Below are 20,667 nucleotides of genomic sequence, written 5' to 3'. Positions count from 1 at the left end.
TATTTTCGATTTACATGACGATCGAAGAATTCATTTACAGGTTACCTCTTGTGCGGACGATCATCCGTTTCAGTAAACGATTTCGCCCCTACGGATTTGAGGGAATCTCTTTGTATGAAGTCAGTCGGTTTTTTATTCAGCAAATTCAAAAAGGAAGTTTAACGCAACGTGCAGCAGCCATCTCTTTTAATTTTATTATGGCATTGCCACCGGCCTGCATCTTTTTATTTTCGTTGGTGCCCTTGTTTCCTGTGGCCGACCAGTTTTACAATGAAGTAAATTCATTTGTAAGAGAGATTACGCCAAATGAAGCCACACGTGATGCGGTGGAAAATTTTCTCGCCGATTTTTTTAAACGTCCAAAGAACAGTTTGTTATCAATAGGTTTTATTACCTCATTGTACTTTTCTTCAAATGCTGTGTTAGGGATCATTCATAGTTTCAATCAGTCGATTCGTGAAACAGAAATAAAAAATATTTTTGCCTATCGCTGGAAAGCGATCCGATTAACCTTTGTTATCATACTTATTTTTATTTCGAGTATACTGCTGCTTATTACACAAGGTGCGTTATTCAATTGGCTCTTGCTGTTATTGAAGATCGACAGCGTGTTTATCAAATGGCTGATCATTATTGTGCGGTGGGTGGTAATTGTAGGATTGTTTTTTTATTCCATTGCGTTCATTTATCGCCACGCTCCTTCTGTGGAGAAAAAATGGAAATTGATTTCCCCGGGCTCAATTGTTGCAAGTGGCCTCATCATACTGTTTACCTTCCTCTTTTCCTATTGGATAAATAATTTCGCTACCTACACTATCTACGGATCAATTGGTACCATCCTGATCCTGATGATCTTTGTCAATTTCATCTCACTTGTTTTATTAATTGGTTTCGAATTAAACCTGAGCATTAAACTTCTGAAACGGCAGAGCGATAAAAGGCTGAATGAAGAGATGAGCGGTGCAGAAAAACAAAAAGAAGCTTCGTAACTTTAAGAAACACACTTAAAAAATACACAAATGAAAAAGATCCTTTTTTCATGTGCTGTTTTACTGGCACTGTTTGCATTTAGTGCATTGCCTGAAGAATTAACCATCGGCAGCAGCATTCCAAATTCAACCAAGAAAATGAAAGATATTTCCGGCAAGGAATATTCATTCAGTGATGTGAAAAAGAAAAACGGACTGCTGGTAGTATTTAGTTGCAACACGTGTCCATGGGTAGTAAAAAATCAACAGGTTGCTGCCGAAGGATATGGATATGCACTCAGCAAAGATGTGGGTGTCATCGTACTCAACTCAAATGAAACATCACGTGGCAGCGATGATTCGCAGGAACGTATGAAAGAATATGCAAAGGCACAGGGTTATAAATATCCTTACGTGATGGATGATAACAGTGCTATGGCCGATGCGTTTGGTGCACGTGTTACGCCGGAGTGCTATTTGTTTGACAAGGATATGAAACTGGTTTATCATGGAGCAATAACTGATAATCCTAAAACGCCTTCAGAAAGTACACGTGACCATTTAAAAGTTGCGATTGATGAAATAGTAAGCGGAAAAGATGTAAGCATGAAAACATCAAAGGCAATGGGCTGCGGTATAAAACGAAGATCTTAATCACCTACCAATTTTAATAAAAACAAAACCCCGCACCAGGCGGGGTTTTGTTTTATGGATCAACTTGTCCTAATAATAATTTGATTTCTTTCTCTAAATCTTCCGGCTTCATCTCCGCTTCCACGAATTTTCGATAACCTGTTTTTTTATTGATGAATAAGGTAGCCGGCATCGAGCCTGTCCATTTAGGATCTATACGTGGACAAAAATCATCGGGCTTTTCTTCATCAAGCCAAACGATCTCGGCAGTGTATTTTCTTTTGTTGGCAAAATCACGGATACGTTTGGGATAATATTCTTTAAAATCAAGACTCACCAATAACAATTTTACATTTTGCTTTTTATACTTGTTGGTGATACTATGAAAATATGGAATCTCGGCAATGCAGGGCCCGCAGAAAGTAGCCCAGAAGTTAATGACCAATATTGAATCATTTGTATCGGCATATTGCAACAGATCATCCATCTTCCATCGTTTGATGGGTTGTGCATCAGCGACACTTATAGTGAAGAAGAGGACGGATATAAACAACAATCGCTTCATATCTTAAAGTTACAATTCTTCTTTGTTTATGGCATCCAGGTCATCGGCTCGAAATCCCCATTCATCCAATAGTGTATTGAAGGTGCCATCATCCAATCGTTGCTTGTCGTAATGGCCTGCATTTTTCTTTTGCCGCATAGCTTCATAAATACTTACGGCACAGGCTACAGAAATATTGAGCGATTGAATAATGCCCATCTGCGGAATAATAAAATTTCCATCGGCCATGGCAATAATTTCTTCGCTTACGCCAGCATGCTCATTGCCAAATACCAGCGCCACACTTTCGGTGAAATCAATTTGGTGCAGGCTCACTGCGTCGCTGCTGAGATGTGTCGTATAGATTTTTTTATACTTCTTACGCAAAGCTGCAAAACATTCATCGGCGCTTTCAAATTGGTGAACTGTTAACCACTTCGCCGCACTCGATGAACTTCTTGCTCCCCATTTTTTATGGCGGGGAATTTTATTCGTCAACACATAAATTTCCTGGATACCAACAGCATCGCAGGTACGCATCACTGCAGAAATATTATGAGGATCAAAAACATTTTCCAGCACCACTGTTAAATCGGGCTGGCGTTTACGTAACACGGATAATAAACGTTCTCTGCGTTCGGTAGTCATGCCACGAAAATAAGGGAAATGATTTTTTATGAAATGAATACGCCTCTACTCTGTGCGATCATACTTTTTAAAAGGCCGGAGATACCTGGGTCCTTTTCGGGTTTGAAAACGTGTACCGATTTGCCGCCAGTTACCCGTTTCCGATTTCCAGACAATAAAATGCAAATGCGGAAAAGCTGTATATCCCGTGTTGCCGCTGTAGCCAATGTGCTGACCTTGATGAACTGTGTCGCCTACATTTACCAGGACACCATCATGTTGCAAATGCCAATAACCCGCTCTTGTTCCATCCTCGTGGTTAATGATGATATTATTGCCGTATTGCCGGTACTTTCCTTTAAGCCCACCTCTATGTCCATCTTCTTTTACACGAGCCACCACACCACCTCTTGCTGCATAAATGGGTGTTCCAACTTTCATTTTAAAATCGAGTGCTGCCCGGTTGCGATGTGTGAACCTGCTGAAATAACCCTGCACAAGAAAATGATGATCGCCTTTGGCATAGGGCAACGAATAAACAAAACTGCTGTCGTCTTTCATTCGTCCTTTTTGCAGGGCACGAAAACGAACAGCTTCAGTGCTTTTGTTTACGGCGCAGCTGCTCAACAGGATTAATAATGAAACAAGAAGGTACAAGTGTTGTTTGTACATATTGTACAAAATTACAGTATGGAAAACGTTGGCATTTAATTTATGCCGGTCTTGACTTCTTTTTCCTGTTATGGTGATTCGTAGATCCATAAAAGCACAGGGTATTTTGACTGATTGATCATTGTTTTCAACTGTTGCAAAAATGTTGTTGAGACAGTTGGACAACCATCACTCTGGCAAATTTCCGACCAAACTTCTTTTTCCGGCACGCATTCATGACCGTGTAAGACCACATACCGTTTAAATGCATTGCTGTTCGATGGATCAAGGCCGTGCAGTTTATATGCCAGGCCGAAACGACCGTTGTAAGCCTGCCCTATTTTATATTTTCCCAATGATGTGCAGCCACAGCCGGGTTCGTTTCCATACCTGCGACCCACCAGCCAGTTTTCATTGCAACGGCCATGTGTAACAACTCCCGTTGTAATAACAGAATCTGCTTTAAGATCGTATACAAAAAAACGCTCGGCCCCCGATCGTAGTTTCATATCAACCAAAAAACAAAACTGCTGGTTATACTTGTTTGTGTTGACAAAGGTTTTTGCGGTGATGGCTTTTGCATGCAATGCTTTTATAGCACTGTTTTCCGGTTTCTCTTTATTAAGTTCTTTATTGATGTTAACAGGAGACGCTCTTTTATAAAACATTTTGTAGAAGTAATAAATAGTCGTCGCCAACAACAACAAAAAAAGCAGCAGGATGCTGGTCTTCTTCATGTTTTTATTTGGGGAATAGATGCGGTTGTTCCGCATTTCCATAGCATGAAACGCATGTTAAAAACAGAACAGCATTTGTAAAATGCTTTTTCACAAAAGCTTTACAAATGCTGTTCAGGACAAGAAGATTGATCAGGTTTCTATTTCAATTCTATTTCTATAATTGTATCAATTTCGTTCCAGGCTATATTATTGAGATAAATAAATGTTCCTTCAGGTTGTTGTTTGAATTTTACTTCTGTCTTATTATCAAACGTTACCGCTTTTTTCAACTTTTGTTTTAGCTCCGGCACAAAAAGAAAATCGCCTTCCGGTTTTTGAAGCAGGTGCAGGTAGAGTTTATTATCCTTTCGTGTAAACCCTCCCCAACTTTGTGGAATTTTTACCGCACCTCTAGTACCATACACGGTGGCACCATATCGCTGCAGCCATCTACCCATGATTGCAAGTGTATCGGTAAACTCCGGTTGAATGGTGCCGTCAGGCATAGGGCCAACATTCAATAAAAAATTAGCATTATAACAAGCTGCTTTTACCATATACTGTATTAAATTCTTCGAGGTTTTATAGTTACGATCGGTAATATTAAAGCCCCAGCTGTCGTTCATGGTTTCGCAAGTTTCTAATGGAAGTTGCGAAACAGATTGTCCGCCAAAACCTGTAGTGTTATGACCGGGCAGATCTTTTTCAAACGCCTGGAAATCTTCGCCGGGAATTGGTAATAGGTGATGGTTATTACTGATAAGACATTGTGGTTGCAAGCGATGAATGAGTTCGTAAATTTCATCGTAATGCCAGTTCACTTTTGATTTGAGTGTTTTGTCAACATCATTATCCAATTGATCCCAATGGCCGTCGAACCAGATGCCGGAAATTTCACCATAGTTGGTGAGAAGTTCGGTCAATTGCGCTTTCATAAAGCGGATATAACTTTCCCACTCGCTTTTTTGTTTGCGGCCGGTACCCTTTCCTGTTTTACCTGTTTCGTATTGATAATCGCTGCGATACCAATCAAGCAGCGAATAATAGCAATAGAGTTTCATGCCTTGTTTGTGACATTCTTCCGCCAGTTGTTTTAACGCATCTTTTCCGTAAGGCGTTTTGGTGATCTTCCAATCGCTTTGCTTCGTATCCCAGTTACTGAATCCATCGTGATGACGTGTGATGAACGTGATGTATTTCATTCCAGCAGCTTTTGCAGTGGCCACCCATTTGGCTGCATCAAAGTTCTGCGGATTAAAAATGTTGATGAGACGGTGGTATTCCTTTACCTGTATGTTACGTTGGTTCATCACCCATTCGCCATGACCAAGCACGCTTGATGCTCCCCAATGAATGAACATACCAAACTTATCGTTTTGGAATTCTTCCCTTGCTGCAAGATTTGCAGCAGAAGGCGTATACGTTTGAGCAATAGAACTATGGGCTATGCTCAGCAATGCACAGCCGGTAAGAAGCAATCGAAACAGTTTCATTTTTTATTATTTAGGGTTGAAATGAATACAGAAAGCAAATTTGCCACGAAGGCACAAAGTCAGAAAGCAGCACTAAGAAAACCAATACGGTGTTTCAGTTGCAATTGTTTTCAACAGATAAAATAGACTTTATTCTTCTTTGTGTTGCTTTGTGCCTTACCGTCTTAGTGATAATGTTTATTTATCACGCATTCGCCATTGCCCTGTCCAGATGCACATAACCACCATCAACATAAATTAACTGACCCGTGGTGTGACTTGAAACAGGCGATAATAAAAACACGGTCATGTTCGCTATTTCCTCAGCGGTGGTAAAGCGTTGTTCGAACGGAATTTTTGAGGTGATCTCTTTTAATTTCTCTTCAGGGTTTGGTAATGTTTTGATCCATTTATCATACAACGGCGTATAACATTCGGCTACTACCAAAGCATTCACACGAATAGAATATTTTGCTAACTCTACAGCCCACTCTCTTGTTAATGCATTCCGTCCGCCATTTGCAGCAGCGTATGCAGAAGTGTTGCCTTGTCCTGTTTCCGCAGTTTTAGAAGTGATATTAACGATGCTGCCTTTTGATTTCTTCAGCTCAGGCAATGCAAAATGCGCCATCAAATAATAATGCACAACATTCTTGTGCAAACTTTCCATGAAACGTTTGTAATCGCCGCTTTCTAAACCAACACCGTCATTTACGCCGGCATTATTAATGAGTCCATCGATACGGTTGAATTTTTCGATCACTGCTTTTACCGCCTTTTCACATTCTTCGGGTTGCGATAATTCCGCAACCACCTGCCATGCTTTACCACCTGCAGCTTCTACTTCTTTTACTGCTAGTTGATTGTCTGCTTCACTACGGCCAACAATAATAGGTATAGCACCTTCTTTTGCCAATACATCTACAATGCCTTTGCCGATGCCTTTTGCACCGCCTGTTACAATCACTATCTTATCTGCTAACTGGAGATTCATATGCGTAAGTTATGAGTTGAATGTTATGAGTAATGAGTTTAGTTGTGTACTTCGTGCTGTGTTTTCTTTATGCCCGCCGCCCTATGTTTTTATCACAAAGAACACAAAACAGATTTTACAAATAAGCACCAAGTTTTATTTGTAGATTGTAAAACCTTATAGCGTTGCCACTAAAAACTTTTTCCTGGTCTTCTTCGCTGTATGATTCAAAATAATCCTGAACTGTTTGAAGCCATTTGCTATAGGATGAAGCAATTAAGCAAACCGGCCAATCGCTACCAAACATGATGCGATCAATTCCGAAATTTTCTACCACCACATCAAGACAAGGTTTCAATTGATCAGCAGTCCAGTTGTTCCAATCGGCTTCTGTTACCATGCCGCTTATTTTGCAAAATACATACGGATGCTTAGCCAGCTTTTCTATTCCTGCTCTCCATTCATCCATAGCACCATCTTTAATGTTGGGCTTGGCAACATGATCAACAACAAAACGTTGAAGAGGAAATTGTTGTACCAGTTGTAACGCAGCTTCAAGATGATGGGGAAAAATAAGAATATCATAAGCAAAACCATATTTATCAAGTTTGCTGATGCCATTCAAAAAATCTTTTTGCAACATGAAAGAAGGTTCTTCGCCCTGCAATACGTGACGAAATCCTTTCATTTTTGGGAAGTGCCTGTAATGTTGCAAACGCTCTTCTATTTTATCGCTGCGCAAATCCACCCATCCCACAATTCCCTCAATAAAATCATTCTTTGCTGCGAATATGATTAAGCCGTCGGTTTCGTCTTCCGTTTGATCCGCCTGTACCGCAATACAACCCTGCACTTTGTTTTCGCTTAATTCAACTGCAAGGTCTGCAGGCAAAAAATCTCTGCGTATGACCTGCATATCGTCGTTGATCCAGCTATAGTTTACAGAATCGTACTTCCAGAAATGTTGATGAGCATCTATGATCTTCATTATACTATTTTAAATCAAATATTTTTTTCATCAGCAACCACTTTTCACCTTTTTTCGCTGTAGGTAAAGCCTGTTGGTAATTCCACATCAGGTTTTCCCACTCCTGCACTTTATCATTTGCTATATCGGCTGCTGCTTTTGATTGGAAGCTGAAGGTATCATTTGTTTCCATGATCATGAACAAACGATTTTCGATGCGGTAAATCTCCATACCTACTATGCCTGCACCTTTGATAGACGCTTCTATCTCGGGCCATATGTATTCATGGTATTGTTCATATTCAGCAATGAGTTTTGGATCGTTCTTTAAATCAACAGCAAGGCAATAACGTTTCATGCGGCAACAGTTTTTTCATTGTTCACAACTTTATAACCACTCCATCCGAACAACAGAATTACAACAAAGCAAACTAAAGGAACGACGTATCCATATTGAATGTTACCTGTAGAGTCGGCAATCATCCCAAAAAAACGTGGAAGGATAGCGCCACCAACAATAGACATGATAATTAAGCTGCTGCCATATTCTGTATCGCCTTTTAAATCTTTAATTCCAAGTGAAAAGATAGTAGGGAACATAATTGACATAAAAAAACAAATGCCGATTACAGCATAGACGGTGATGATTCCTGTGGCAAAAATAGCAACGGCGGAAAGCAGAATGCACGCTGCTGCATATAAGGCGAGTAATCGTTCCGGCGAAATAAATCGCATCAGGAATGTGCCGAGAAAACGTCCAATCAGAAATGCAATGCCACATGCACCTAAATAATCTGCTGCTGTTACTTGTGGAAGCAAGGCCGATTTTTCTGCATAGAGAATAAATAAACTAAACACGCAAACCTGTGCGCCTACGTAAAAGAACTGAGCAATTACTGCCCACGTTAAATGCTTGTGTTTAAAAGCATGAAAAATATTTTTACTGGGCGTGTGAGCCGGATCTGTATTTAGTTTTGGCAAATGCGTAATTGCAAACAAAATCGCTACAACAACCAGCACAATACCAAGGATCATGTAAGGCATTTTAACTGATGCTGCCTCTGATGCCAGTGCCAGCTTTCTTGCTGTGTCGGTCATAGCGCTTAACTCCGCATCAGTATGTCCTTTAGTTAAAATGATTCTTGCGCCAATAACCGGAGCTAAAGCAGCAGCAAGCCCGTTAAAAGATTGTGCAAAGTTGAGTCGTTGTGTTGAAGTTGCCGGATCGCCTAATACAGCGGCATACGGATTAGCTGCTGTTTCAAGAATAGTTAGGCCACATGCAATAATAAATAAAGCTATAAGGAAATAATTATACGATTGATAGTCGGCTGCGGGTAAAAACATGAACGACCCGAGTGCAAATAAAAGAAGTCCGGAGATGATGCCGATCTTGTATCCGAATTTTTTCATGATAAAACCTGCAGGAAGCGCCATAACGAAATAGGCAACATATACTGCGAAGTCGATCAACGTTGATTGTGTGGTAGTTAATGTGAATGACTTCTTTAAATGTGGAATGAGAATTGGATCGAGATTATGTACAAATCCCCAGAGGAAAAACAAACTTGTTACTAATGCAAACGCAAAGAGATACGGCTTATTCTTTTGATCAGTCATTGGGCAATCGTTAATATTTGGTAAGAATGTTTGTGTAGAACTAAACCCGCCCGATGCTTTCATCGGGCGGATTTAATTTATTTCTTAAAATCAACTACAGTTTGTTTTGATGTGCCAAGTCCATCAATACCGAGTTCCATTACATCTCCCGGCTTTAGGTAGACCTGCGGATTCATTCCCAGGCCAACACCCGCAGGTGTGCCCGTAGAAATAATATCGCCGGGTAACAAGGTCATGAAATTGCTCACATAAGAAACAAGAAAAGGAACATTGAAAATGAGATTTGATGTGGATCCATCCTGCATTTTTTCTCCGTTTAATGTTAACCATAAGCGGAGTGAATGCACATCGGCCACTTCATCTTTTGTAACAAGCCATGGGCCTATTGGTGCAAACGTATCGCAACCTTTTCCCTTATCCCATGTGCCGCTACGTTCTAATTGAAATTCACGTTCGCTGATATCGTTGTGCAAACAATAGCCCGCAACATAATCCATTGCTTCGGCTTCTTCAACGTAAGAAGCTTTCTTACCGATCACTACAGCCAGCTCCACTTCCCAATCTGTTTTCAGAGAATAACGTGGAATCATCACTTCGTCGTTGGGACCAATGATGGCTGTTGTTGCTTTAAAGAAAATCACCGGCTCCGGTGGCGGTGTAGCTCCAGTTTCTTCTGCATGATCGCTATAGTTTAAACCAATACAAACAATTTTCGACGGACGTTTTACAGGGCAACCATAACGCTCAACATTTACCACAGGTAGTTTAGTTGTTGCAACAAGCTGTTCTAATTTCTTTAAACCATCATTGGTAAAAAAATCTTCGTCGTAATCGTTAATATGCGCAGATACATCGTAACAAATGGTGCTTAACATTACACCGGGTTTCTCTTTACCTGCTTCACCAAAGCGGATCAGTTTCATCTCTATTCAGTTTATGTGTTTAAGTGTTGTATGCTTTGCGTTCTTTGCGTGCCTCTCTGTGAACTTTGTGTGACAAACACCACCACAAAGTTCACAGCGTATTTAACTAAGTACACAAAGGATAAATTCCTAATTATTCAATTTAACGAAGCCGCCATCCAACGGGTAATCGCAACCGGTAACAAATCCTGCTTCATCACTGCAGAGATAAAGTGCTAAGTGTGCCACTTCATCTGTTGTGCCCATACGACCTATTGGTTGACTCTTCGATAACTTGTCAAATATTTCTTCTTCTTTACCGGGATAATTTTTTGCAATGAATCCTTCTACAAACGGTGTAAATACACGTGCAGGCGAAATACAATTCACACGGATATTGTAAGCAAGATAATCACGGGCAGATGAAAGTGTCATTCCCAATACAGCACCTTTGGTCATGCTGTAGGCAAAACGATCGGTAATACCAACAGATGCGGCAATAGAACACATATTCAGCACCACACCTTTCTGTTGCGCTTTCATAAACGGAATGATCTCGTGTAAACAATTGTACACTCCCTTTACATTGATATTAAAGAGACGTGTAAAATCCTCTTCAGTTGTTGAATCGGCAGTGCCCACATGGGCAACTCCTGCATTGTTCACGAGAATATCAATACGCTGATGTTGATCAACGATCTTTTGCACCGCTTTTTTAATGGCCTGCTGATCGGTAATGTTCAGGATCACCGCTTGTGCCTTGCCCCCCTTTTCTTCAATTTCGGTTACGGTTGCAGCAGCACCTTTTTCATCTACATCGAAAATAAAAACAACAGCACCTTGTTTGGCAAACATGGAGGAGATGGCACGACCAATACCACTGCCGCCACCGGTTATAATTGCTGTTTTGCCTGTTAGTTGAAACATACTTGAAACTATAATTAAAGTGAACCCTGAAAGTGAAGTGATCAATCGTTGCAGGGTTAATTTTAGTGCATAAATGTAGCTAATCGTTGGCTAAACTGCTTTTAGTTTTATTTGCATTCTGCTGTAATATTTTAGCAAGTTGATGGCATAAATAACTATTTCGTCCGCTTACTCCAGCACCACAACAAAACCACCTGCCTCCTTCATTACCACCGTTTGTTTTTTCTTTGCATTGAATGCTTTTTGTGTGAACGATAAGGAGGTTTCTCCTTCAGTAATGATACTCGCTTTTTGCTTTTTAAATACTGAAGGATCAAGCTCAATCGTTTGCGCAGATTGCTGGCCATTGATGCCTGCGATATACCATTTGTTCTGATGTTTCCGTGCAATCACCACATACTTTCCGGGAAAGCCATCAATGAATTTTACATCATCCCATGAAGTGGGAAGATCTTTTAAGAATTGCTGAATGTTGGCAGGAACATGCTGCATACCTTCAGGTGATTCAGCAAAATGTTGAATTCCTGAAAGAAATAAAACTGATGTTGCCAGTTCAAATGCCGAAGTTGTTTTGCGTTGAACCTTGGTTTGAATCTTATACAAATTCATTGGTGTAAAATCCATCGGGTCGAATGCATTACGTGTAAACGGCAGCATTGCACAATGTGTTGCTTCTTTATTTGCATCATCCTGTCCGAATGTGATCATTTCAAAACCACGTACTGCTTCAGTGGTCATCAAATGCGGATAAGTGCGGGCCCATCCTCTTGGCAACGTGGCACCATGAAAATTTATCAGGAGTTCATATTTGGCAGCATCTTTTAAAATGCTTTGATAATATTCAATCACTGATTGACCATCACCTGCAAAGAAATCAATCTTTACACCTTTAATGCCGATATCTTTCAATCGTTGAAATTCTTTTGCACGGCTTTCTGTAGTGAGCAATAAATTTCGTGGTGTATACTTCACCGTATTCCAATCGCCAGCCGAATTATACCAGAGCAGTAAACCAACATTTTTTGTCTTTGCATAATCAGCCAGCTCTTTTATTTTTTCATAACCGATCTTCCTGTCCCAATCTGCATCAACTAAGCAATATTGCCAGTTCATGGCTGCTGCATAATCGATGTATTTCTTTTGTTCATCATACACAATAAAATCATCTTTTGAATTGATCCAGCTCCAGGATGATTTACCCGGCTTAATGAAAGCTGTATTTTTTATAATGGAAGATTTTGCAAGATCAGTTCCTGCAGTTGACTCAATGATTGTTGCAAGACTACCAATAGTAATGATGCGCCATGGCGAAACATATGATGACTGAAAAACAGGAAGTAATCCTTTGCCGGTGATGATCTCACGTGGATCGGGATAACCAATGCTGTATTCACCATCGGGTGATGTTGATTTTAATCTTGTTGCACAATCATTTGTTCCCAATGATGCTTCTGTAATTAAAGCCCATTGATCATTTGCACGAAACAATGCCGGGTAAACCCAGCCAGCAGCAGTTGGTGCTGCTGTGCCTACTGAAATATCCTGCATATAATGTTCTTCATACGCAGGATTGGTTTGCTCCCATCCTGTTTTTGAAACCTGCATAGGTTGTAACCATGCTTTTGCAGTTGCAGGAAAATGAAAACTTGTTAACTCAGAAGTTATGTTTTCTGTATTGTTATTATTCTTTTTTAACTGGTAACGAAATGCAACAGCATCGTTCGATACCTGGAAAACAACTTCCAGTATTTGTTTGTCGCTGTTTTGAAAACGGATTGTTCTTTTATTGGCTTTGTAAACGTTTTGTTTTTTCTTACCATGGATCATGTTGTAAGCATCACTCACCGGTTGCACCGGAGTTGCTTCTAACAAAGTGTTTGCTTTGCTGAAATCAGCCGAGTTGCTGATCAAACCTAATGAAGAGGAACGAAGTACTTCCTGCTGGTTGGCACGTATGCTGTAACGGATAGCACCATCAGCATTTACTGCAACCTGAACAGTTATTTTTTTATCGGGACTTGTAATACCCACTTGTGCAATTGCACCCGAGCTTAAAAAAGTAAGGAGAAGAAAAGCAATCAAATTACGCATGAACAAAGGATTAAGAGTTTAAAGCAATTTTGCCACAATGGTAAGGAGACGCAAAGAAACAGAAAGATTGTTTGCGAAGAAAAATTAAAACCCTAACGAATGTTGTGCTGCTTTGCAGTGCTAGAGATCAAATAATATAAACGATCAAGCTTCTTGCACCATGTGCACCGATCACAAGCGATTGCTCAATGTCGGCAGTTTTAGACGGGCCAGCAAGAAAAACACCAAAACCTTCTCTGGCACTTTCAATTTGCTGGTAAGCATGATGCATGGTTGCAACAATGTTTTTCTTTTCAATAACAATTACCAAATGCTGGCAGATGAAAGGCAGCAAGCGATTACCCATATTACTTTCATACAACCAAATGGCTCCGTTTTCAGCCACCGCAACATTCCCTTGAATATAAGCTGTATCAACGGCCGCAAGATCAGCGGCAGTAAATGATTGCAATGAATCATTTACTTCTCCCAAAGCATCAATGCGATTCACAACAAAATCGCCATTTGCTTTTTTTGCTTCAAACTCCTGTTTCAATGAAGAAAGATTCTGCAAGTCTACAGTGCCACCGCCAATACTTTGCAATACGCTTTTATATTGTTGCACAAGATCATTGTATTGTATCACGGCATCAAGATCAATAGAAGGCAGATCAACCAACTGTGGTTTATTGGATGTAATATTTTTCAGTATCGTATCTCTTGCACTCATTTCTTCTTGTTTTGAATATACCAGTCACGGAAACTTACTTTTGGCGGAGCAGGCATTTCCCGTTGTTTATACCAGGGATTGAATTTGTTGTTGAGTAACCAAGGGAAAATTTGCATTACTGCACGTCCTGCTTTACCTGCAAAACGATATAAGCCTGGTCTTGCTAACACAAATGCCATTCCTTTTAAGCCAATCTTCTTTGCTGAATCAACATAACCTTCTGCAACCAATACCTGACGCCATTTCCACAACTGATCGTGTATATCAATCTTCACCGGGCATACATTGCTGCAACTGCCACAAAGTGTTGATGCAAATGGAAGATCAGCATTTGCACGCATATCAATATTGGGATTTAGAATAGAACCAATTGGCCCTGCAACCGCTGTATGATAACTATGTCCCCCACTTCTTCGGTAAACAGGACAAGTATTGAAACATGCAGCACAACGGATGCACTTCAATGAGTTTCTGAAATCGGCACGACCAAGTTGCCTGCTTCTTCCATTGTCAACGATAATAATATGCATCTCCTGTCCTTGCCTTGGTTTATAGAAATGACTGGAGTAAGTTGTTATTGGTTGACCTGTAGCACTTCGTGCAAGCAAACGAAGAAACACAGAAAGATGTTCTGCTTTTGGGATCATCTTTTCAAAACCCATACAGGCAATATGAATTTTTGCGGCATGCGCACCCATATCGGCATTGCCTTCGTTGGTACAAACCACAAAACCACCTGTTTCAGCTACGGCAAAGTTTACTCCGGTGATTGCCAGTTCTGATTCAATAAATTTTTCACGGAGGTGTAGTCTTGCAGCTTCAGTTAAATATTGCGGATCGTTGTTGCCTTTTTCAGTATGGAGATGTTCATGAAAAGTATCGCTTACATCCTGCTTCTTTAAATGAATGGCAGGCAATACAATATGACTTGGGGCTTCCTTGCGCAATTGAACAATACGTTCGCCGAGATCGGTATCAACTGTTTCAATTCCTTTCGCATGCAGAAATTCATTCAATCCACATTCTTCGGTGAGCATGCTCTTGCTCTTCACAATCTTTTTGATCTTATGATGCGCAATGATGTCGTAGATGATCCTGTTATGTTCTTCACCATCAGCAGCCCAATGCACAATAACTCCGTTATCCTGCGCCTTACTTTCAAACTCTTTTAAATAAGTATCAAGATTTGAAAGTGTATGATTTTTTATTTGTGAAGCCCACTCTCTCAGTTGTTCCCATTCGGGCAAACCATGTGCAGCTTTATCTCTTTTTTGGCGGACAAACCAAAGCGTTTCATCGTGCCAGTTAGTGCGGGCCTCGTCTTTAATAAACTGTTCGGCAGCTTCGGCATGATTTAATGTACTGTTGTTGTTCATGCGTTACTGTTTAAAATTTCCGCAATATGAACAGTTTTCACCTTGCTGCCATTACGTTTCAGAATACCTTCTAAATGCATGAGGCAACTTACATCGCCACCGGTAATATATTCAACATCATTTGTTGCATGATCGGCAATGCGATCTTTGCCCATCTTCACACTCACGGCTTCTTCAAACACGCAGAATGTACCACCAAAGCCGCAGCATTCATCACTGCGAACCGGCATTTTTAATTCCAAACCTTTCACCATGCCGAGCAGTTGCTGTGGTTTTGAAAATGCAGGCAGATTACGTTCGCTCATGGATGAAAGATGCAAACCACGTTGGCCATGACAACTATTGTGCAAACCAACTTTATAAGGAAACGAAGCGTTGAGCTTATCTACTTTCAATATATCAACTATAAATTCGGTGAGTTCGTAAACGTGTTTACGGATATGTTCTGCTTCGCCGGGATTATGCTCATCATGCAAATGTTCTTTCAAATGCAACACACAACTGCCCGAAGGACCAACGATATAATCGAAGCCACGAAAATTGCTTACAAAATTTTTATCGCAGGATTTGCTTAGCGAGGCGAAACCACTGTTAGCCATTGGCTGACCGCAACATGTTTGGTTAAGCGGAAAAGAAACTTCACAACCTAATTTCTCCAGCAATTGAAGTGTTGCAATGCCTACCTGCGGGTAAAACTGATCAATATAACAGGGAATGAATAAACCAACTTTCATGTGCTCATTTTTATTGCCCATTGGCCACATTGTATAACGCATTAAAAATTATCATCGTTGGTTATGAAAAATTGCCGGATAATTTTTAATGGTTATTTCATACTTCAACACCTCATCGTTTCTGATGTTCAGAGTAATATTTCAATTCTATGATGTCGGTTGGCAAGGTTTTTTTGTTCCAATGTTTGTGCATAACCAAAGCAGCTCCCAAAGCAGATGCTTGCGCAACAGACGCTGCGTAAACTTCAATGCCATGAAATACTTCAGCCATCATGTGCATAAAAATTGGATTTTTTCCAAAGCCACCGTCAACAAAAATACGTTTAACAGGAGTTCCTTTCAAAACAAGGTTGGTACTGTATAATTGTTGTGTAATAATATCGGCGATCAATTGATGATATGCCTGCTCGTATGATTTAAATTTCTTCAGATCTCTTTTCCCAAATACTGATTGCTGGATCATTACATCATCAGCAGCTTTTTTCATTGCAGTTTTGCCCAGGTCAAGTTGATCGATCAACTTCTGATCGCTCTCCACTGTTTTGTAATGATCTTCTGCAACTTTGAAAAATGCGGCTAACCGTTTTGTTTGCTGCTCGTGTTCGTAACCAGCAAACAAACGTGATGCTTTTACAGGTTTGCCTTCGTATGAAAGATAACAAAGACAATCCTGGTGCAATTCAAGATCACTCAGCTGCGATTGGTTGAATGGATTCAAAGTAATACACCACGTGCCAGTTGATAACAGTATAAATGGCTCGTGAAAAGATGCGAGGTAAGGAATGAGTGCCGATGAACTATCGTGCAAACCACCGCCAACTGGAATTTTTTGAGCCGTATGACCAGCGATAGCATTACTTTTTAAAACAGGCGCAAATTTTTCTGCAACGCCTTCTTCTTTTACCCAATCATGATAATGTTTTTCCTGGAAGTCCCAGAGGTTTGTATGACAGCCTATGCTTGTAATATCAGTATGCAACTTCCCCGAGAGAACAAAACATAAATACTGTGGCAGGTGCAATGCATATTTGATCTTTGCAAACAATTCGGGTTGTTCATTTTTTAACCGGTACAACTGCATACCTGAATTAAGATTGCCTAAAACAGGTGATGCTGTTTCTTTCGATACACGACTTTCGCCGCCGTAGGTTTCGTAGAATTTTTTCTGTAATGCAGGTGAGTAAGGTTTCAGGTAATTATATAATGGAGCAATGATCTTTTTCTCTTCATCAAGGTAAACAAAGCTTGCTCCGTATGCAGAAAAATTAATGGCTTTAATTTGAAAACGATCATCTTTCAATAAGATTTCAAATGAATCGTTCACCCATTGTGTAAGCAACTCCACATCTTCGCATGCAAATCCATCTTCATCTTTTATTTCATTCAACTGGCGGCTTTCTTCATGAACAACAGTATAGTGCTCATCAAAAAGCAAAAGTTTTTTGTTTGTTTTGCCAATGTCGAAAATTGCTATTACGGGAATCTTGCTCATTACAATCCTGTTGCCACAGTCTTACTGCCTCTTTCTTTGATCAATTGTTCTCTCAGTTTCTGCTCACGGAAGAATTGTAATGGATACAATGCTGCTCCGCTTCTCAATCTTGCTTCAGCAACTAATGCACGGAGATCGGTACGGAAAGTGTTTTGCAATACTTCCTGTGCAGCCACCACATCATTTGCTTCCTGTGCAGCGTTGAGTTTTTTACGATCAACAGTTAATGCCTGTGCATAAGCGATCATAATCGCTTCAACTGATTGTAACAAATCTTCTAGTGGATCTTTTACATTATGACTTGCATCGATCATCCAACCTAAATCAGTTGTATGATCCATACCTCTTGCATCCATCCCTTCAACCAGTTCATTAAAAATCAAGAACAGTTGATAAGGTTTGATGCTGCCCACCGTTAAATCATCATCGCCATATTTACTATCGTTGAAATGGAAACCTGCAAGCTTGCCTTCCATCAGTAACAATGAAACAATTTGTTCGATGTTTGCATTTGGAAGATGATGACCAAGATCAACTAAGGTATATGCTTTAGGACCAAGTTTGTTTGCATAGAGTAAGGACTGTCCCCAATCTCCTACTGTCATTGAGTAGAAGTTTGGTTCAAATGCTTTGTATTCAACAAATACTTTCCAATCTTCCGGTAAAGCTGCATAAATTTCCTGCAGACTTTCCAACGTATTCTGAAATGCTTTACGGAAATTCAACTGACCAGGGAAACAGCTACCATCACTCAACCAAACTGTCAAGGCTTTTGAACCGAGTTCAACACCATGCTTAATTACTTCAATATTATGTTCAATAGCTTGCTTGCGGATTGCTTTATTTACATTTTGCAGTGATCCGAATTTGTAAGTCAGTTCCTGGTCTTTCTGATCCTGGAAGGTGTTTGAGTTTACCGCATCGAACTGCAAACCAAGTTGTGCGGCCTGTGCTTTAATTGATGCATAGTTCTCAGGAATATCCCAGGGAATATGTAACGAAATGGCACCGCTTGATTGGTTGAGTGCATGCAACAAACCAACGTCTTCCAGCTTTTGCTCAAGACTACCCGGCTCACCTGCTCCTGCAAAACGTCCAAAGCGTGTGCCACCTGTGCCCAATGCCCAGCTTGGGATTGCCACCTGGAAATCGATGAGCTTTTGCAACACCTCTTCTACATTATTTATTTCGGATGAAACGAAATCGAATTTGCGTTTGTGATCTGCTGCGTGTAAACCGTTAAACTCAGCGATCCTGTTTTTTTCTAACAACATAAAGCAAGTTTGTATACTAAGTTACTCTTTTTAAAAATTGGGTCGATAGAGAACTATCAACCCTTTAACTACTATTGATTATGAGAAAATTCTTAGCGCACAAATGCATTGGCAACACCGCCATCTACATTTAATACGTTACCGGTTGATTTGCTCAATAAACCTCCTGCAAAAGCAAAGCAGGCATTAGCAATATCTTCAGGTAAAATGATTTCATTTAATAATGTGCGTCCCGCATAGTAAGCAGGCAATTCTTCAATGGTAATGCCGTAAGCTTTTGCACGACCTTCGGCCCAGCCACCGCTCCAGATATTACTACCCGCAATAACTGCATCAGGATTTACCACGTTCACACGGATCTTGTCTTTACCAAGCTCAGCAGCATTTAATCTGCTCAAATGAAGCTGTGCAGCTTTTGCTGAACCATAACCTGCATTGTTAGGACCACTCACCAAAGCGTTCTTGCTAACGATGTTCAACACATCGCCACCAATGCCTTGCTTGCGCATTACTTCCACTGCTTTTTGTGTTACCACAAATTGTCCTTTCACTAATACATCGTAAAGGATATCCCAATCTTTTTCGGTATGATCTTCAATTGACTTCGAGATCGATAATCCTGCATTGTTCACTACAATATCAACACCACCAAAAGCAAGTGCAGATGTTGTTAATGTGTCAAGGATTGTATCTTCTTTGGTTACATCAAGTATATCAGCTGCAACCACATCTTTACCGAATTGTTTTACAAATTCTTCCTTTGCTTCTGCCAAACGCTCTGCATTCATATCATTCAGGATCACGCATGCGCCTTCTTCCGCAAAACGTTTTGCAATGGCTTTACCAATACCACCACCACTACCGGTGATAAGTGCAACCTTACCACTCAATGCTTTTGGCTTCGGCATACGTTGAAGCTTTGCTTCTTCTAGCAACCAGTATTCAATATTGAATGCTTCCTGGCGTGGTAATGAAGTGTATTCAGAAATTGCTTCAGCACCTTTCATTACGTTGATCGCATTGATATAAAATTCAGCAGCTACTCTTGCAGTTTGTTTATCCTTTGCAAAAGTGAACATACCAACACCAGGATAAATGATCACCACCGGGTTTGGATCACGCATAGCAGGACTGGTCGGGTGTTTGCAGGTATTGTAATACTCTGCATACATTTCACGATAAGCCTCAAACAACGGAGAAATTTTTTCTTTGATTTTTTTTACATCGCTCAAATCTTCACCTGCTTCAAGATTCAATACCAACGGAGAGATCTTTGTGCGCAGGAAGTGATCAGGACAGCTTGTTCCCAAAGGAGCCAAACGCTCCAGATCATTTGAGTTGATGTATTCCAACACACGTGCATCATCAGTAAAGTGACCGATCATGCGGTTTTGTGAAGAACAAAAACCACGAAGAACAGGAGCTAATGCAGCTGCTTGTTTCTTACGATCAGCTTCTGGTAATGATTCTCTTTTTGCACCATCAAATACTGCTTTTTGTTTAGCAATATTGTCTTGCAAATATTCTGCGCAACGCTCAATTACTTCAAGCGTGTTGATGTATGATTCGTAAGCTGTATCGCCCCACGTAAATAAACCATGTGAGCCGAGCATGATGCCACGAATGCCGGGGTTTTCATCCAGACATTGCTTTAACATCAAACCCAATTCAAATCCTGGTTTCTGCCATTTTACCCAACCAATTGTTCCGTTGAATAATTCTTTGGTGATCTTTTCACCATCTTTTGCTGCTGCAATTGCAATTGCTGCATCAGGGTGTAAGTGATCAATATGTTTGAACGGAAGAAAACCATGCAATGGTGTATCGATAGATGGTGCTTTTGAAGCAAGATCATAAATACAATGGTTGAAGAGTTCTACCATTTCATCTTCATGCTCAATACCACGATAAATATTTTTCAAGCTGCGTAAACGATCAACATACAATGCAGCCAATCCACTACGTTTCATTGTGCCGAGATCGCCACC

Annotated in this window: 20 protein-coding genes; 2 read left to right on the top strand and 18 right to left on the bottom strand. The window is 40.3% G+C overall.

What is annotated here, in order from left to right:
* The first annotated feature begins 14 nt into the window (after window positions 1–14).
* Window positions 15–989: a YihY/virulence factor BrkB family protein gene (locus ACO1QW_RS03430; protein WP_486255705.1), complete on the top strand. Its 975-nt coding sequence runs from the start codon at window positions 15–17 to the stop codon at window positions 987–989.
* Between the two features lie 30 nt (window positions 990–1,019).
* Entirely contained in the window at window positions 1,020–1,622 is a 603-nt protein-coding gene (locus tag ACO1QW_RS03425; RefSeq protein WP_486255703.1) for a redoxin family protein, read from the top strand.
* A gap of 52 nt (window positions 1,623–1,674) precedes the next feature.
* On the opposite strand, the gene ACO1QW_RS03420 is transcribed toward ACO1QW_RS03425, so the two are convergent.
* The 18 genes from ACO1QW_RS03420 to ACO1QW_RS03335 all read right to left on the bottom strand — a co-directional run.
* Window positions 1,675–2,166 carry a redoxin domain-containing protein gene (locus tag ACO1QW_RS03420; RefSeq protein WP_486255701.1) on the bottom strand — a complete coding sequence of 164 codons (492 nt, stop codon included), beginning with the start codon at window positions 2,164–2,166 and terminating at the stop codon, window positions 1,675–1,677.
* 9 nt (window positions 2,167–2,175) lie between these two features.
* Entirely contained in the window at window positions 2,176–2,793 is a 618-nt protein-coding gene (locus tag ACO1QW_RS03415) for a TrmH family RNA methyltransferase (RefSeq protein WP_486255699.1), read from the bottom strand.
* A gap of 45 nt (window positions 2,794–2,838) precedes the next feature.
* Entirely contained in the window at window positions 2,839–3,444 is a 606-nt protein-coding gene (locus ACO1QW_RS03410) for a M23 family metallopeptidase (RefSeq protein WP_486255697.1), read from the bottom strand.
* Window positions 3,445–3,512: 68 nt separating this feature from the next.
* Window positions 3,513–4,160 (bottom strand): murein L,D-transpeptidase catalytic domain-containing protein, encoded by a 648-nt coding sequence (locus ACO1QW_RS03405; RefSeq protein WP_486255695.1) that lies wholly within the window; start codon window positions 4,158–4,160, stop codon window positions 3,513–3,515.
* 140 nt (window positions 4,161–4,300) lie between these two features.
* On the bottom strand, window positions 4,301–5,635 hold the full coding sequence (locus ACO1QW_RS03400) for an alpha-L-fucosidase (protein WP_486255693.1): 1,335 nt from the start codon (window positions 5,633–5,635) through the stop codon (window positions 4,301–4,303).
* A 184-nt stretch (window positions 5,636–5,819) separates the two neighbouring features.
* Complete coding sequence (locus tag ACO1QW_RS03395; protein WP_486255692.1) at window positions 5,820–6,608, bottom strand: SDR family oxidoreductase; 789 nt, start codon at window positions 6,606–6,608, stop codon at window positions 5,820–5,822.
* Window positions 6,609–6,723: 115 nt separating this feature from the next.
* Window positions 6,724–7,575: an amidohydrolase family protein gene (locus tag ACO1QW_RS03390; protein WP_486255690.1), complete on the bottom strand. Its 852-nt coding sequence runs from the start codon at window positions 7,573–7,575 to the stop codon at window positions 6,724–6,726.
* Window positions 7,576–7,579: 4 nt separating this feature from the next.
* Window positions 7,580–7,912 (bottom strand): L-rhamnose mutarotase, encoded by a 333-nt coding sequence (locus ACO1QW_RS03385; RefSeq protein ID WP_486255688.1) that lies wholly within the window; start codon window positions 7,910–7,912, stop codon window positions 7,580–7,582.
* Entirely contained in the window at window positions 7,909–9,237 is a 1,329-nt protein-coding gene (fucP, locus tag ACO1QW_RS03380; protein ID WP_486255686.1) for an L-fucose:H+ symporter permease, read from the bottom strand. The genes ACO1QW_RS03385 and fucP overlap by 4 nt, the downstream gene beginning before the upstream one ends.
* Window positions 9,238–9,251: 14 nt before the next feature.
* Entirely contained in the window at window positions 9,252–10,097 is an 846-nt protein-coding gene (locus tag ACO1QW_RS03375) for a fumarylacetoacetate hydrolase family protein (protein WP_486255684.1), read from the bottom strand.
* Window positions 10,098–10,226: 129 nt separating this feature from the next.
* Window positions 10,227–11,003: an SDR family NAD(P)-dependent oxidoreductase gene (locus ACO1QW_RS03370; protein WP_486255682.1), complete on the bottom strand. Its 777-nt coding sequence runs from the start codon at window positions 11,001–11,003 to the stop codon at window positions 10,227–10,229.
* Window positions 11,004–11,171: 168 nt separating this feature from the next.
* Complete coding sequence (locus ACO1QW_RS03365) at window positions 11,172–13,094, bottom strand: glycoside hydrolase family 97 protein (RefSeq protein WP_486255681.1); 1,923 nt, start codon at window positions 13,092–13,094, stop codon at window positions 11,172–11,174.
* A 127-nt stretch (window positions 13,095–13,221) separates the two neighbouring features.
* Complete coding sequence (locus ACO1QW_RS03360) at window positions 13,222–13,803, bottom strand: LutC/YkgG family protein (RefSeq protein WP_486255679.1); 582 nt, start codon at window positions 13,801–13,803, stop codon at window positions 13,222–13,224.
* Entirely contained in the window at window positions 13,800–15,179 is a 1,380-nt protein-coding gene (locus ACO1QW_RS03355; RefSeq protein ID WP_486255677.1) for a lactate utilization protein B, read from the bottom strand. The genes ACO1QW_RS03360 and ACO1QW_RS03355 overlap by 4 nt, the downstream gene beginning before the upstream one ends.
* Window positions 15,176–15,913 (bottom strand): (Fe-S)-binding protein, encoded by a 738-nt coding sequence (locus ACO1QW_RS03350; protein ID WP_486255675.1) that lies wholly within the window; start codon window positions 15,911–15,913, stop codon window positions 15,176–15,178. Before ACO1QW_RS03350 ends, ACO1QW_RS03355 begins: the two co-directional genes overlap by 4 nt.
* A gap of 112 nt (window positions 15,914–16,025) precedes the next feature.
* Window positions 16,026–17,405, bottom strand: coding sequence for an FGGY-family carbohydrate kinase (locus tag ACO1QW_RS03345; protein ID WP_486255673.1), 1,380 nt, complete (start codon window positions 17,403–17,405; stop codon window positions 16,026–16,028).
* Window positions 17,405–18,679 carry a sugar isomerase gene (locus ACO1QW_RS03340; protein ID WP_486255671.1) on the bottom strand — a complete coding sequence of 425 codons (1,275 nt, stop codon included), beginning with the start codon at window positions 18,677–18,679 and terminating at the stop codon, window positions 17,405–17,407. The genes ACO1QW_RS03345 and ACO1QW_RS03340 overlap by 1 nt, the downstream gene beginning before the upstream one ends.
* 92 nt (window positions 18,680–18,771) lie before the next feature.
* A partial coding sequence (locus ACO1QW_RS03335; protein ID WP_486255669.1) for a bifunctional aldolase/short-chain dehydrogenase occupies window positions 18,772–20,667 on the bottom strand: 1,896 nt, incomplete at its 5' end.

The sequence above is a fragment of the Lacibacter sp. genome, assembly GCF_057361365.1.
The sequence above is the reverse complement of the archived record's forward strand: the minus strand, read 5'-3'. Positions and strand labels throughout refer to the sequence as shown.

Coding starts and splice junctions, on each gene's coding strand:
- ACO1QW_RS03430 (WP_486255705.1), top strand. CDS start 15: ATGACGATCGAAGAATTCATTTACAGGTTACCTCTTGTGCGGACGATC.
- ACO1QW_RS03425 (WP_486255703.1), top strand. CDS start 1,020: ATGAAAAAGATCCTTTTTTCATGTGCTGTTTTACTGGCACTGTTTGCA.
- ACO1QW_RS03420 (WP_486255701.1), bottom strand. CDS start 2,166: ATGAAGCGATTGTTGTTTATATCCGTCCTCTTCTTCACTATAAGTGTC.
- ACO1QW_RS03415 (WP_486255699.1), bottom strand. CDS start 2,793: ATGACTACCGAACGCAGAGAACGTTTATTATCCGTGTTACGTAAACGC.
- ACO1QW_RS03410 (WP_486255697.1), bottom strand. CDS start 3,444: ATGTACAAACAACACTTGTACCTTCTTGTTTCATTATTAATCCTGTTG.
- ACO1QW_RS03405 (WP_486255695.1), bottom strand. CDS start 4,160: ATGAAGAAGACCAGCATCCTGCTGCTTTTTTTGTTGTTGTTGGCGACG.
- ACO1QW_RS03400 (WP_486255693.1), bottom strand. CDS start 5,635: ATGAAACTGTTTCGATTGCTTCTTACCGGCTGTGCATTGCTGAGCATA.
- ACO1QW_RS03395 (WP_486255692.1), bottom strand. CDS start 6,608: ATGAATCTCCAGTTAGCAGATAAGATAGTGATTGTAACAGGCGGTGCA.
- ACO1QW_RS03390 (WP_486255690.1), bottom strand. CDS start 7,575: ATGAAGATCATAGATGCTCATCAACATTTCTGGAAGTACGATTCTGTA.
- ACO1QW_RS03385 (WP_486255688.1), bottom strand. CDS start 7,912: ATGAAACGTTATTGCCTTGCTGTTGATTTAAAGAACGATCCAAAACTC.
- fucP (WP_486255686.1), bottom strand. CDS start 9,237: ATGAAAGCATCGGGCGGGTTTAGTTCTACACAAACATTCTTACCAAAT.
- ACO1QW_RS03375 (WP_486255684.1), bottom strand. CDS start 10,097: ATGAAACTGATCCGCTTTGGTGAAGCAGGTAAAGAGAAACCCGGTGTA.
- ACO1QW_RS03370 (WP_486255682.1), bottom strand. CDS start 11,003: ATGTTTCAACTAACAGGCAAAACAGCAATTATAACCGGTGGCGGCAGT.
- ACO1QW_RS03365 (WP_486255681.1), bottom strand. CDS start 13,094: ATGCGTAATTTGATTGCTTTTCTTCTCCTTACTTTTTTAAGCTCGGGT.
- ACO1QW_RS03360 (WP_486255679.1), bottom strand. CDS start 13,803: ATGAGTGCAAGAGATACGATACTGAAAAATATTACATCCAATAAACCA.
- ACO1QW_RS03355 (WP_486255677.1), bottom strand. CDS start 15,179: ATGAACAACAACAGTACATTAAATCATGCCGAAGCTGCCGAACAGTTT.
- ACO1QW_RS03350 (WP_486255675.1), bottom strand. CDS start 15,913: ATGAAAGTTGGTTTATTCATTCCCTGTTATATTGATCAGTTTTACCCG.
- ACO1QW_RS03345 (WP_486255673.1), bottom strand. CDS start 17,405: ATGAGCAAGATTCCCGTAATAGCAATTTTCGACATTGGCAAAACAAAC.
- ACO1QW_RS03340 (WP_486255671.1), bottom strand. CDS start 18,679: ATGTTGTTAGAAAAAAACAGGATCGCTGAGTTTAACGGTTTACACGCA.